Below are 13,669 nucleotides of genomic sequence, written 5' to 3'. Positions count from 1 at the left end.
CATGAAAGGTTAACTTGCCGTGATAGCTGGTCAGAGGCAAGCCACACCTTATACTTTATCCAATCAAATAAAAATCCCGGGCAATAGATACCCTATTACCCGGGGCTGTCTTGTTATCAACCGGTGTTGCGCAAGCCGGCGGCAATACCGCTAATGGTCAGCAGAGCTTCCACAAGCAGGTCATCATCCGGATCTTCTTGTTCCCGCAATTCTTTGATCAAATTGACTTGTAGCAAGTTCAACGGATCGACGTATGGATTCCGGCGATGAACCGATTCTTGGATATTCACCGTATTGTCCAGCAGTTCCTGATTTCCTGTGATTTTCAACAGAACTTCTTTCGTCCTATTATATTCCTCCACGATGTTACCGAAAATCCGATCAGCAATTTCCTCATCCTCCACCAAGGCTGCATATTCCTTAGCTGTCGTGATGTCCGCTTTCAACAAGGCCATCTGAAGGTTATCGACGGTCGAACGGAAAAACGGCCACTTTTCATACATTTCCTGCAGCTGATGTAAATGTCCGGCACTTTCCGAAGCGTAGCTGTTCAACCCGGTTCCAGCCGCATACCACGCCGGTAACAATTGCCTGCTTTGCGTCCATGCGAAAACCCACGGAATCGCACGTAAATCTTCAAACCGGTTCCGGTTTTTCCGGCTCATTGGACGTGATCCAATATTCAGAGCACCTAATTCATTCAGCGGGGTTGCCTGATGAAAGTAAGTCAGGAAGTCTGGATCACCGAACACGAGTGACTGGTATTTTTTCAGGGAAACATTGGAGATATCCTCCAAGATGCTCCGCCATTCCTTTTCCTCAAGTTCGTTGCCAGCGACAAACCCGATTGTATTGTCGACTGTTGATTCCAAAAGGGTTGAAGTTGCCTGCTCCAAGCTACGATAGGCAATATCCTCCAATAAATAGCGAGAGGAGAGCACTTCTCCCTGCTCAGTAATTTTAACCCCGTCACCCAATGTTTCTGGCGGCTGGGACAAGATACTGCGGTTCAATGGACCGCCGCCCCTACCCAGCGAGCCACCGCGTCCGTGGAAAAACTTCAGCCCGAGGCCGAACTTTTTGGCTACATCGTGAATTTCTTGCTGCGCCCTGTACAATCTCCAGTTGGCAGTGAGCGTACCTCCGTCTTTACTTCCGTCGGAATAGCCCAGCATGATTTCCTGCTGATTGCCATGCTTTTTTAAGTGGCTGCTATAGCACTCCATCCGGAACAACGTTTCCATGATTTCCGGCCCAGCAATCAAATCATCTACCGTTTCTAACAACGGGGCAACATTCAAGTGCGTTTCCACCGAACCATCGGCATGTACCCGATATATACCCGCCTCTTTTGCCAGTACAAGAACTTCCAACAGATCGCTGGCCGATTCGGTCATACTAATCAAATAGACCGTGATAGCATTCCGGCCGAATTCATCATGGGCATTTTTAATCATTTGGAAAACCTTGAGCATTTCCTGGGTTTCCTCAGAATAATCTTCATTCAATAGCAACAATGGCCGAGGATCATTCAGAACGTCTTCAAGCACTTTCTGCTTTTCCGTTTCCGACAGTGATGCATAATCATCGGCAAGTTGGACTTTCTTCAGGATTTCCGTTATCGCCGCTTCATGCTCTCCACTATGGTTACGTACATCCAGCGAAGCCAGATGGAAGCCGAATAACTGCACCTGTCTGATTAATTTGCCAAGCGCCTTCCACTCTCGATCGACAGGCTGGTGCGACTTGACACTATCCTCAATCAATTGCAGATCGTCCAGGAGCTCGGCTGCATCCTGATAACCTATAGCCGATTTCCCTGTCTCTTCAAGCCGCTTCAGCATTACCGCAAATTTACGGCGGTATATTTCTGCCTCGACAGCCCATGCCTGACCATTCTCCATGTACTTGGCCTCATCTTTTTCAACGGAATCTACCAGTTCTTTACTGATGACCACCCGCTCGGTCGAATGACTGAAACGCTTCATCAGCTGTACAATGATTTCTTTGTACTTTTTCAATGCCAAATTGCGTTGTTTGTGTAAGGTTTCCCAGGTTACTTCCGGTGTTACATTCGGGTTGCCGTCTCTGTCACCGCCAATCCAGGAACCAAAGTGCAGAAAGTTTGGCACTTTCCAAGAGCTGCTGTCGAAGTTTTCCTTCAACTGTTCTTCCAGCTCCTGATGGATTTCTGGCAGCACATCAAAAAATGTTTGATCGAAATAATATAAACCGTTACGCACTTCATCCATCACTGTTGGTTTTCTATGTCGCAGTTCATCTGTCTGCCAAAGAATGGTCACTTCGTTCACCAGACCATCTTCCAGCTCTTTCCGTTCTTTACTGGTAAGCTGGGGCTGATCAAGTTTTTGCAGTAAACTGGCAATTTGTTTTTGAATTTCCAGTACAGAATGCTTCGTTGCTTCCGTCGGGTGGGCTGTAATGATTAATTCCAGGGATAACTCATCGAGCACCTGTTGAATTGTCTCTTCATCGACTTGTTTATTTTTCAACGAAACAACAGCGCTTTCAATCGAACCGGGTTGTGCCATTTCTCCTTCTTGTAGCTGATATTCCCTGCGCCTGCGAATGCGGTGGTTTTGCTCGGCGGCATTGATCAAATGAAAATATACCGAAAATGCCCGAATAACCTGTTGCCGCATAGGCGCCTTCAGGTTTGCGATTTCCTGTTTCAACGCTTTATATGTGCCTTCATCATATTCATTACGAAGCTTTTTTGTGGTGACCCGGATCTTTTCCACTTTTTCCAAGAGTTCAGGTCCGCCATGATGCAACAATACCTCTCCAAGAATATTACCCAATGCTTTCACGTCTCGCCTTAATGACATACTACTGTCCCTTTCCTTTTCTAAAGTTTGCAAAGTGTCACCTTCCCCTAAATCTTCTGAATTTCGTAAACGTTGTCTTATTCCTATTCTATAATGAATCGGCGAAAGTATCACGGAAAAACCATCGATTAATCTAGAAACGATATAGATTAAGAAAATATTAATCTATTAATTAGATATTAATTGTAACACTTTGCTTTCTCCTCCACCTATAAGTCCAAAGAAATGGTTTCTGTCGGAAAGTACGTTTTTTGGTAACTGCTTATCCTCACTTCTATCGGCTTCACCTCTTCCGTACCATTCCCATCCAATGTATAAGTATTTTCCAGCGGAAAATAACGGAGTTTCTGCATCTCGTCCCACGTTTGAACCTGATTCGGGTCATATTCGTTTCCATGTTCATCCACAAGAATTCCGTCCTTTTCCTCCTGTGTGATCGACATACTTTCCGGATCGGTACGAATATCATACTGAACCCGTTCAAATTCTCTATCCTGATCCCAGTCCTCTTTGATGGTTACACTGGTTTTTCCATCGATTTTTATATCGGTTACCGTAATTTCTGTGCCCTTAAAGGTAAAGGATTGGGGTTCATCTTTATCCGGATCGATTGGGAAGGATTTGTCGGCCGCGATATATTCTTCTATCCTGGCAATACCAAGCTCCAGTGAGTCTTCCGGGGCACGATACATCGATTTGAACAGTGCATGCTCATGCACCCATTGGTCGTCCAGTTGCTGTTCCTCCGCATAGACCATGCCCAGGTCTTCCCGCTGATAAGTTTGCTTTTCACCGATTAAACGGTCAAAATAAAAGAACTTGTCGTTTCCATCCGGACCATGTTGATATTTATAGTCGACCATCGTGCCAGTCGGCCCAATACTTACTTGGTCGATGACAATCTGGTTCCCTTCAATTTCCGCCTCTATGTTCACAGGTTTCTCGATTATGTCCTCTTTGTCCGCTTCAATAGTGAACTCCCATTTACCATTTAGAGCAGTGCCCGTTGAATGGGAAGCACCGTACTGGTATGGATCGTTCGAATCGGCTAAGTCTTCAGCAGAAACCTCCCTCAGCGTGCTGATTTCCAAATCAAAAGCAGCGCTGTCTTCCTTGATCGGCGCCAAGGCAATACGCCCACGATACTTGCCCTCCTGCTGTTGTTCATCATCGTTTAAACCATTGACAAGCTGTCCGTAAGAACGTCCGATGTCAAAAACGCCCTTTTCACTGTTGATTCTTGGAGGCTGGGAATAATCCAGCCGGAGCAACCTATCTTCTTTATGGTCCTCCACTTCATAGTAAACAAAAGTTTGAAAATCATCGGCAATTACGTGGGTGATGGTTACTTCAACGCCCTGATCCTGCTGACTGACGTGCACTTCATTTCCGATACCATATTGTTCAACCTCCGCCAAACTGTCTTCTGTCGGCATCCGCATGCTCTTCCACCAATCCGCAGCTTTGTTCACTCCACCAAAAGCAAAAGCTGCAACTGTCAGACAGAAGCATCCGATCAACACAATTCCCCAAAATCTCGGAGTTGTTTTTGCAAACCATTCCTTTATCCCTTTTCCACTCTTCACCTGATATTCCTGGAAATACTGACGACAATCAGGGCATTGACTGACATGCATTTCTAATTTTTCTTTTTTCCTGTTCGACAGTTTTCCTTGTTTATACCTTTTGACTACCCGTCTCGATTGTTCACAGTCGATTTTTTCCACCTACTTTTCTCTCTCAATTCCCATCTTTTTATATTCGACAATATCCTGCTTCACTCCTGTCACCTTCTACTTTTTTCTGGTAAATGGAAATCAATCTTTTCTTTTGATAAAAGAAAAAACTAACGAATGACGGGTCTCTTATCGTATAATGGTAAGAAGAACATGGATATTAGTGCCGGGTAAAGGGCGGGAACAAGATGACAGAATGGAAGCTGGCCGAACAAGCTTTATCGCAAATCGAAGTTCATTCCACGACTGACAATAAGCTGGTAACCGTTACTGGAAGCATGAATGGATTGACGATTGCCGGGATTGGAACGGATGCGGCAGTTTTCCGTTTTCATTCACTTCCCGGTTATGCCTTTAAGCTTTATGCAAATGAAAAAATTGCTAAAAAAACGATTGAATATCAAGTTTATCAGCAGCTGGGGCAAAACCGGCATTTCCCTGTCTGTTATGATGCCGGGGACCGTTATCTTGTATTGAGTTATGAACCTGGTATTACGTTATACGATTGCCTGGTCCGCGGTATTTCAATCCCTCGCCAATTGATAACGGATGTGGAAGCTGCCCGTCAGTATGTACGATCTTCAGGCCTCAATCCACGCGATATTCACCTGAAAAACATTCTGATGCAGAACGGCCGGGCGAAATTACTGGATGTTTCCGAGTATATAAAGTCTGGCAGTGACTACCGTTGGGATCATTTAAAAAAGGGCTATGACTTGTACTACCACCTTATCGAGGGAAAACCTGTTCCTATCTGGTTGATCGATCGAATCAGAAAATGGTATCAACCCGGAAAAGGGCAGGTTCCAGCTTTTGAGGAAGTTGTTATGCGCGCAGCCAAGCTGATGAAATCGAGAAGATGACAGGGGAGTAAACTAAAAGGCTGGTTCCGATCCACAAACCTTGTCCCTCTTTCCTTCCCAATAGGCTAATAGCAATTGCTTAATCCCCCTCTAGATGGTACATCTCCCTGGGGACTACTAGTAAGCCAGACATGCCAAGAGGTGGATTGGAATTACGGAAAATGAGGGTTCAGCCCAGCAGTTGCGCAAGGCGACTAACTTCTGTTTCATTTGAGTGGAGTGCCGTAGCTATACCCCTTCATATAGAAAAAAGCAGATGACTGCGTGCCTGCTTCCACGCCAGTCGTCTGCTTGAGTATTAATTGATGCTGTTTTCTACATCTTTCTCTTTTAGTGCTTTGCGAAGGAATTCGGTAAGCTGTTCGCTCATTTCTTCATCCTGAAGCGCCATTTCGATGGTACTTTTGATAAAGCCGAATTTTTCCCCTACGTCATATCGCTTACCTTCAAAGTTATAGGCAAACACGCGCTGGATGGTATTCAAATGTTGAATCGCATCCGTAAGCTGAATTTCACCACCCGCACCTTTTTCCTGCTTATCAAGATACATGAAAATTTCTGGTGTCAGAATGTAGCGTCCCATAATAGCCAGGTTGGATGGCGCAGATCCTTGAGGCGGCTTTTCCACAAAGTCCGAAACTTCGTACAGGCGCCCGTTCTCGCTGGAGGGATCGATGATACCATAGCGTTGCGTCTCGTCCTCTGGAACAGATTGTACGCCGATGACAGAAGATAAGGTTTCATCATAGATGTTCATTAACTGTTTCAAACAAGGGACGTCTGATTGAACAATGTCATCCCCCAACAGGACAGCAAACGGTTCATTCCCGATAAACTTCCGCGCACTCCACACTGCGTGTCCAAGGCCTTGTGGTTCTTTCTGACGGATGTAATGAATGTCCACTTTTGCAGGCTGTTTGATTTTTTCCAGTAAGTCATATTTTTCTTTTCTTCTAAGATTTTCTTCCAATTCAAAGGAATAATCAAAATGGTCCTCAATAGCACGTTTACCTTTACCAGTCACAATGATAATGTCTTCGATGCCAGCTTCTACTGCTTCTTCCACGATATATTGAATCGTCGGTTTGTCCACTATCGGAAGCATTTCCTTCGGCATCGCCTTTGTCGCCGGCAAAAATCGTGTTCCTAACCCTGCTGCTGGAATGATTGCTTTTTTGATTTTGGTCATTTACTCTCACCCTTTTGCTGAATTTTGTTTGTCTTGTCCGTACCATGATTCAGAAAGGAAAAAGCCCTTTCCGGCATTTGCCTGGGAAAGCTCCTTTCTTGTTCATCTTATCAACTTCTATTATAACAGAATGTAAATTTTTTCATAAATTTTCTTTAGTCAATTCCCAAGTCATGCAGAATGTCGCTCGCCCAGCGGTCGACATCGTATTCAAACACATGATCCCGCATTGTGCTCATCCGGCGTTTCTGCTCCTCTTCCGATGCATCCCAGGCTGCTTTGACTACTTCCTTCATGCCATCGATATCATGCGGATTGCATAACCACGCATCTTTCAGTTCCTGAGCAGCGCCGGCAAACTCACTCAAAATCAGGTTCCCATTTCCAAAAATGCGGGAAGCGACGTATTCCTTACATACGAGGTTCATCCCGTCTCTAATCGGCGTTACCATCATCAAATCAGCGATGCGGAACAACGCGGCAAGTTCAGTACGGTTTAAGGAGCGCGGGATATAATCGACAGCCGGTAGTCCAAACCGTCCAAATTCTCCGTTAATGCCGCCGATCTCCCTTTCCACTTCTTCACGGAGTTTTGCATAGCTTCTAACCCGTTCACGAGACGGCGGTGCCACTTGGACGAGGACTACTTCCTCCGGATCCAGCATGCCATCAGCAAGCATTTCGCGATAAGCTTTCAAGCGTCGGTCAATGCCTTTGGTATAGTCCAAGCGATCGACACCAAGGATGATGCGGCGGTTACCAAGTTCACTAAGGTATTGATGGATCAACTTTTCCACCTCAGCACTGCGCGCCAGGTTGTCATACTCCTTACTGCTGATAGAGATAGGATAGTCGGCGACTTTTACTTTCCGGCCGTCTTTGGCGACAACCGTATTTTCCGTCGGGGATAGTCCGAGGAAGTCACGGGTCAAATCAAGGAAGTTACGAGCAGCTCCTTGTACTTGGAAACCAATCAGGTCTGCTCCGAGCAGTCCTTCCATCACTCTGCTTCTCCAAGGTAGTTGGGAGAACAACTCTTTTGGTGGAAAAGGTATATGCAGGAAGAATCCAATCCGGACATCCGGCCTTAATTCCCTTAGCATTTGCGGGACAAGCTGCAGCTGGTAATCCTGAATAAACACGGTACCGCCTTCTGCTGCTTCTTTGGCCGCAGCATCGGCAAAACGCTGGTTCACTTCCACGTATTTATCCCACCAGCTACGATCATATATCGGCGTTACCATGGCATCATGGTAAAGCGGCCAAAGCGTTGCATTGGAAAAACCTTCATAGTATTCTTCTACATCCTCTTGCGTCAGTTCGATCGGCACTATTTTCATGCCATCCTCTCTAAATGGTGCTGGCGGTTCACTGGTTCCTCCAGCCCAGCCAATCCAGGCTCCTTCTCTCTTCTTCAACATTGGTTCCAATGCTGTAACGAGTCCGCCTGGCGACCTTTTCCATTGGACATTTCCATTTTCGTCTGTATAACTATCTACCGGAAGCCGGTTCGCCAACACAAGAAATGTCGAACCTTCCTGCTCTTTTTTATCTTTTTTACGTTGTTGTTTATTTTGACTTGTTTCCGCGTTATTTTCCTGCAATGTACTGGTACCTCTATTAACTTTTATCGATTTATTATCATATGCTGTTTTTCCTGTTTGTATTTCCTGTTCAATAACCGCAGATGAATTCTCCGGCGATCCTTTCTCTACGTGTTTCACTGGTTTCATTTCCCCATCCTCCTTGATAATATTGTCAGAAAAATAACTGGTAACCAATAGATACCCCTTCTTTTTCTGGGTAAAACAAGTTTTATTTTGGCTGGAGTGGCAAGATCTTCTTTGCAGGGAGAAATTGAGGCGAAAGTCCGAGAATGAAAATAGTATGGGGAGCTTTTTACTGGTCTAAAGGCATATAATAAAGAAGAACTTGAGGACTGAAATGTCTGTAGTAAGTCACATTATAGATCAATTGTTAAGAAATCGTTACAGTTTTGTAAGGTAGTCTGACAATAGTTTCTACAATTCACCTTTTCTTCCTGTCAGATTTCCGGAAATGATTCACAATAAGAAAACCACCAGGATACTATAGTTATCTTCCACAACATTATGGTAGAATAATGTTGAAAGCTGTCCGAATAGTGGACCGCTATTTAAGCAAATTAGGAGAGTTTCTCATGACAGAAGTAAATGATAAAAGGTTGGAATATAGAAGAAAGAGGCGTAAACGCAAAAAAAGAAGACGTTTTATTGCCATCTTTCTGTTGCTTATACTCGCAATCGGCGGATATTCCGTCTATCAATGGTATCAAGCAAAGTCGACAGCTGAAGAAAAACAGCCAAAAGAAGAGTTCGAATTTCATGGAGCGGAAGAAACAGCCGACAATTTCAACGTACTGATGATGGGTGACGATTCACGCGGCGATGAGCCTGCGCGCACGGATACGATTATGATCGCCCATTATGATTCCAGTTCGAAGCGTCCGAAAATCGTATCGATTATGCGAGACACCTATGTTGAAATACCAGGTCACGGCTATAACAAGATCAATGCGGCTTATGCGATTGGCGGCCCTGATTTACTGCGCGAAACGATTAGCCATAACTTCGGAGTAGATTTGCATTACTATGCAATTGTCGGTTTTGAAGGATTTGTCGATGTTGTCAACACGATTGCTCCAGATGGAATTGAAGCAACGGTAACGCCGGAAATGACCCAGGATAAAAAAGCGCTCGGGATTCAACTGGAAGAAGGAACACAGAAGTTGAATGGAGAAGAATTACTCGCGTATGCCCGCTTTCGTCACGACGAGAAAAGCGATTTCGGCCGAGTACAGCGTCAGCAGGAAGTCATCCAGAAGCTTACCGACAAGGTGAAAAGCGTCTCAACTGTCACCAAGCTTCCCGAACTGGTTGGGTTTGCTCAAGGGTATATTGATACCAACGTTCGTACTGGTTTGATTACCAGTATGGCAAAAGATGTCGTGTTGGGAAAAACGAAGGAATTTGAAACATTGAGAATTCCAGAGGACGGCTCTTATGAGGATGTTCGATATGAGGGCGTCGGTCTGGCATTATCGATAGATGTGGAACACAATGCGGCCTTGATGCAGGACTTTCTACACGACGAATAATCAAAAAGATGCTAGATGCCACGTATGGCGTCCAGCATCTTTTCTTTTAATCTTCATCCTTCACATCAATATCCTCCGGCAAGGGGTCAGCAAGGTATTCCTGAATCATCTGCTTGTACTTTTCCATTTCTTCCAGATGGGAAACAAACTGTTCCTTGTTGATCAGGTACTGCTCGCCATCATGGATGGCACGGATACGGTTATGCAAAATCAGCGTTTCGATCACCGACTCTTTCACAGATAAATAGTCAGCCGTTTCTTTCACCGTTAAATACATAGCATCACCCTCTTTTCTTTGGAAGTTTTGCTCCCTCCGCCTGGATTCATTTTCATTCTCTAGTATCTGTTTTCTCCCTTCTATTGTGGCAAAAACCAACACAGATTACCAGCAGATAGACACTGGATACTATATTGTAAAACCGACTCATCCTCAAGTTCTTAAACAAGCCACCCCAACAGTATACTATTAAAGAAGAAACAACCGAGTAACTACCGGGGGGTCAGTCCCCAAACAGAAAGAGTCTCCCCCAGCTCGGACCCGGGGGGACTGACCCTCCACAGGCGTTTTTTATCACTTTCGACTGGGGAGGTATTCCGGGAACCCTGTCACGAGGCGGTTTTGTAAATTCGAGGGTCTGTCCCCATTCAAGGTCAATCCAACTGCGCACACCGAGTCGGGGACTGACCCCCTTTATTTCTGAACTCTTTATCGTTATTCGGCCCTTTTATTCCTGTATTTATTCACAAAGAGGAAGAAAGGAGGGGGATTAGTGAGGGGGATGGATTGGCAGTTGGTTTTGTTTGTTGGTACTTCTTTGATGCAGGAATACTGGCTGTATTTCGGCCTGCCTCGGGTTTATTTTTGGGATGTAAAGAGCGAGCTTTATCGCAATACAGGGGTTCCAGAGGATGAGGATCATCGAGCGGCATAGCTTCTGGCAATGAACAAAAAAGAAGCATCCCGGTGCATGAGGTTTCCTTTGCACAGGACTGCTTCTTCTTAAACATTTGTGGTTAGCTTGCTTTAAAATAACGCTCGCCTACGATTTCACTGAATTCCTCCACATTCGTCCTTAACAGCATTTTTTCAATTATTCTGCCGTTTTCAATAGTAAGAACGGCCGGAAAATCAGTTATCCCATAATTTTTAATCACCGTTTCTGATGTTACCAGGTGGATTTGCTCAGAAAGTTGAGCCGAATTCTGCACGATTTCTTCTTTTGAAAAAATAAAGACATCAATACCAAGCGTCGTTTGTTCTTTTATATAAGAAAGGATTTCTTTACATTTAGAACAAGACGGCTGCAAAAACAGGAGGACTGCTTTCTTGTCCGCTCTTAACGTCACAATGGCATTTTTGTGATCGTATTCACGAAATGCAGGGGCAATATCTCCTTCTGTCACGTTGCTCCCCCGTAACTTGATGTTCATATTCGCTTCTAGCTGATTCAACTTTGTTATATAAGAACCGACCAATCTCGCCAGCAGAAAAATGATTGCCATCTGAATAATCATAAACGTCCAAAGCAACAGTTCATTAAAATTGGCCATGTGCATCATCTCCAGTTAAGGATTTGTATTCACCATTCATATCTCCAATTTTCGAAAGAGTCGCAAGCATCAACAAGATAACAAAGGCAATCAGCAATGAAAGGAATAGTCCATATAAATCATTGAAAGGGAAGAATGTATGGTTAAACGTGGTAACGACCATTCCAATCAACGCTACATTCCTCAGAATCAAAAGGTATGACATTCTATGGTTTCCCAATATGCCTCCACACCCGCAATCCATCTCTGTATTTCGTTCGATCAGGTTATTAAGCACTGCAATCGAATAGATCACTAACAGAATAACTGCCAAAACCACCCCTGCCCTTCTTTGTATAGATAACAGCAGCGAAATACTAACGAAACTTTCCCCGGTCACCGCCGCCATGGCGGTGATTTTAGTGATCATCCCATTCCGCTTGATAATTGTTTGGACCTTGGTATGAAAGGATTTGAAAGCGATTATTTTTGATGCAGCGGTAGAAATAAACACCAATATCAATGTCCATGTAAAAGCAGAAGTCAGAAGTTCCATTCAACCACTCCCTCTTAGGCCCGTTTCCGTTTGATACCATTGCGCCTGGGTATTATACATATCGTAATAGCTTCCCTTCACTTGCATGAGTTCTTCATGCGTGCCAAGCTCCTTGATTCGTCCATTTTCCATCACCAGAATCCTGTCAGCAAACCTGGCGGCGGACATTCGGTGTGAAATGTACAATACTGTTTTTTCTCTAGTTATCTGTTGAAATTGATTATAAATTTCAAGTTCGGATATAGGGTCTAGCGATGCGGTCGGTTCATCCAGTACAATGACCTGGCTGTCCCTATAAAGCGCACGTGCTATGGCCATTTTCTGCCACTGTCCGCCTGAAAGCTCTTCTCCCTGTGTCAAAAATCTGCCTAACTGGGTATCATAACCTTCCTCGAACTCTTCAATAAACTTATCGGCACCGCTTAATCTGGCTGCCTGCTTCATTTTTTGCTCATTTATTTGGTCCAACTCTTTCCCAACAGCAATGTTTTCACTAGCTCGAAAAGAATATCGGATAAAGTCCTGGAAGATGACCGTTGTGTTTTTATGTAATTCTTTTTCACTTATTTTCGTCATGTCGATTCCATCATAGAAAATCAAACCTTTGGTCGGCTGATAAAGTCCAAAAAGCAGATTGACCAATGTTGTTTTCCCTGAGCCGTTTTCTCCTACGATTGCAATTTTTTCTCCCTGTTTTATCGTGAAAGAAATGTTGTCAAGCGTATCATTGTTTGCATTTGGATACCGGTAGGATACATTTTCGAACCGGATTCCTTTTTCTAAAGCAGCCGGGAAAGGCAATGTCCCGGATTGGTGCCCGATTCTGCTTTCCTCAAAATCAAGAAATTCGAAATAATCACGGATATAAAAACTGTCTTCATAAAGGCGGGCCAAGTTATTGGAAATTTGCCCTATTGCTTCCTGGGTCCCCTGTACTGCCTGTCCAATTGCCACAAACTCGCCAATCTTGACCGTCGTCGTCCTGATAAGCCATATAATCACGAGGGCTGCCCCTGCATACATCAGTGCAGTCAATGAATCCAGCCCTATTTCTGCATATTGTTGTCTCTTGATCAAAGCTAATTTTTCACTTGCATTTTTTTGGTATTTTTTCGACCATCTGCCGAGCAAGTAGTCGGCAATCCCAAACAGCCTTGTTTCTTTTGCAGCCTGTTTGTTGTTCATTAAATATTCGATATAGTTGATTTCTCTGGCGGCAGGGGTTTGCATGAACATCAGCCAAAAGTTCTTCCTGCCGTAAATTGCCTGGACGATAAATATCGGAATTGCTCCAAATACGCTGATGACCACCAATATCCAGTGAATCGTAAACAAAAAAACAAGAAAGGATACAATCTTGATAGCCGCCTCACCGATATTCAGGAGGTTCCTCAACGGAGTTAAAAACTTTGCCCCAGGACTGCCGGTAACCCGCTCCAAATGATTGTAAAACTCCGGAATATCATAAAAAGAATATGGAGCAGCCATCGCTTTCCGGGAGCTCAACGCTTTTAAATCATGTTCTAGAACAATTTGCACCTTGTCATCCATGAAACTCTTCAAACCGTCCATTATCGAACTAAGCAACATAATGGAAAATTGAATGGACAGCAATATGAAAGCACCGCTAAAGTCTGCGCTTTCCTGTTGGATGATTACCGCCACAGTGTTAATCAACTCTTTCATCACCCAAACAAGTGCTACAGGCGCCAAACCACTGACAATGGCAAATATAATAGAACATATCACCCATAGCTTCGCTCTCTCCCAAACAAAGCGGATGGCTCTAAACATGCTTTTAAAATTCATG

General features: G+C 44.3%; 11 protein-coding genes. 3 read left to right on the top strand and 8 right to left on the bottom strand.

Features of this window, described 5'->3' with window-relative positions:
* Positions 1-116: 116 nt before the first annotated feature.
* Positions 117-2,849, bottom strand: a complete 2,733-nt coding sequence (gene ppc / locus BLR82_RS14905; RefSeq protein ID WP_175486827.1) for a phosphoenolpyruvate carboxylase — start codon at positions 2,847-2,849, stop codon at positions 117-119.
* Between the two features lie 209 nt (positions 2,850-3,058).
* Positions 3,059-4,576: a DUF4179 domain-containing protein gene (locus tag BLR82_RS14900; protein ID WP_074600269.1), complete on the bottom strand. Its 1,518-nt coding sequence runs from the start codon at positions 4,574-4,576 to the stop codon at positions 3,059-3,061.
* 197 nt (positions 4,577-4,773) lie between these two features.
* Between BLR82_RS14900 and BLR82_RS14895 the strand changes: the two genes are divergently transcribed.
* The gene (locus BLR82_RS14895; RefSeq protein WP_074600268.1) at positions 4,774-5,448 is read left to right on the top strand and encodes a serine/threonine protein kinase; all 675 of its coding nucleotides are present in this window, start codon (positions 4,774-4,776) and stop codon (positions 5,446-5,448) included.
* 298 nt (positions 5,449-5,746) lie between these two features.
* Here the strand turns inward: BLR82_RS14895 and galU are convergent, their stop codons facing one another.
* Positions 5,747-6,637, bottom strand: coding sequence for a UTP--glucose-1-phosphate uridylyltransferase GalU (gene galU / locus BLR82_RS14890; protein ID WP_074600267.1), 891 nt, complete (start codon positions 6,635-6,637; stop codon positions 5,747-5,749).
* A gap of 155 nt (positions 6,638-6,792) precedes the next feature.
* Positions 6,793-8,370 (bottom strand): alpha,alpha-trehalose-phosphate synthase (UDP-forming), encoded by a 1,578-nt coding sequence (locus BLR82_RS14885; protein WP_083334889.1) that lies wholly within the window; start codon positions 8,368-8,370, stop codon positions 6,793-6,795.
* A gap of 446 nt (positions 8,371-8,816) precedes the next feature.
* On the opposite strand from BLR82_RS14885, the gene BLR82_RS14880 reads away from it, so the two are divergent.
* Entirely contained in the window at positions 8,817-9,773 is a 957-nt protein-coding gene (locus tag BLR82_RS14880) for an LCP family protein (protein ID WP_074600266.1), read from the top strand.
* Positions 9,774-9,819: 46 nt separating this feature from the next.
* Here the strand turns inward: BLR82_RS14880 and BLR82_RS14875 are convergent, their stop codons facing one another.
* Positions 9,820-10,050, bottom strand: coding sequence for an excisionase family DNA-binding protein (locus tag BLR82_RS14875; RefSeq protein WP_074600265.1), 231 nt, complete (start codon positions 10,048-10,050; stop codon positions 9,820-9,822).
* A gap of 493 nt (positions 10,051-10,543) precedes the next feature.
* Here BLR82_RS14875 and BLR82_RS21120 point away from each other — a divergent pair, with 493 nt between their 5' ends.
* A complete protein-coding gene (locus BLR82_RS21120; RefSeq protein ID WP_175486826.1) occupies positions 10,544-10,705 on the top strand; it encodes a hypothetical protein in 162 nt (53 codons plus the stop codon).
* 82 nt (positions 10,706-10,787) lie between these two features.
* On the opposite strand, the gene BLR82_RS14870 is transcribed toward BLR82_RS21120, so the two are convergent.
* Genes BLR82_RS14870 through BLR82_RS14860 form a run of 3 tightly spaced genes read right to left on the bottom strand, consistent with a single transcriptional unit; the run spans position 10,788 to position 13,668 of the window.
* Complete coding sequence (locus tag BLR82_RS14870) at positions 10,788-11,324, bottom strand: thioredoxin domain-containing protein (protein ID WP_074600264.1); 537 nt, start codon at positions 11,322-11,324, stop codon at positions 10,788-10,790.
* The gene (locus BLR82_RS14865) at positions 11,311-11,859 is read right to left on the bottom strand and encodes a MauE/DoxX family redox-associated membrane protein (protein WP_074600263.1); all 549 of its coding nucleotides are present in this window, start codon (positions 11,857-11,859) and stop codon (positions 11,311-11,313) included. The genes BLR82_RS14870 and BLR82_RS14865 overlap by 14 nt, the downstream gene beginning before the upstream one ends.
* Positions 11,860-13,668, bottom strand: a complete 1,809-nt coding sequence (locus tag BLR82_RS14860; RefSeq protein WP_074600262.1) for an ABC transporter ATP-binding protein — start codon at positions 13,666-13,668, stop codon at positions 11,860-11,862.
* Position 13,669: the final 1 nt, after the last annotated feature.

It is taken from the genome of Sediminibacillus halophilus (assembly GCF_900103695.1).
In the GTDB taxonomy this organism is placed as follows: Bacteria; Bacillota; Bacilli; order Bacillales; family Amphibacillaceae; genus Sediminibacillus; species Sediminibacillus halophilus.
Note: the sequence above shows the minus strand (reverse complement) of the source record. Positions and strands in the feature narration are given on the sequence as shown.

Coding starts and splice junctions, on each gene's coding strand:
- ppc (WP_175486827.1), bottom strand. CDS start 2,849: ATGTCATTAAGGCGAGACGTGAAAGCATTGGGTAATATTCTTGGAGAG.
- BLR82_RS14895 (WP_074600268.1), top strand. CDS start 4,774: ATGACAGAATGGAAGCTGGCCGAACAAGCTTTATCGCAAATCGAAGTT.
- galU (WP_074600267.1), bottom strand. CDS start 6,637: ATGACCAAAATCAAAAAAGCAATCATTCCAGCAGCAGGGTTAGGAACA.
- BLR82_RS14885 (WP_083334889.1), bottom strand. CDS start 8,370: ATGAAACCAGTGAAACACGTAGAGAAAGGATCGCCGGAGAATTCATCT.
- BLR82_RS14880 (WP_074600266.1), top strand. CDS start 8,817: ATGACAGAAGTAAATGATAAAAGGTTGGAATATAGAAGAAAGAGGCGT.
- BLR82_RS14875 (WP_074600265.1), bottom strand. CDS start 10,050: ATGTATTTAACGGTGAAAGAAACGGCTGACTATTTATCTGTGAAAGAG.
- BLR82_RS14870 (WP_074600264.1), bottom strand. CDS start 11,324: ATGGCCAATTTTAATGAACTGTTGCTTTGGACGTTTATGATTATTCAG.
- BLR82_RS14865 (WP_074600263.1), bottom strand. CDS start 11,859: ATGGAACTTCTGACTTCTGCTTTTACATGGACATTGATATTGGTGTTT.
- BLR82_RS14860 (WP_074600262.1), bottom strand. CDS start 13,668: ATGAATTTTAAAAGCATGTTTAGAGCCATCCGCTTTGTTTGGGAGAGA.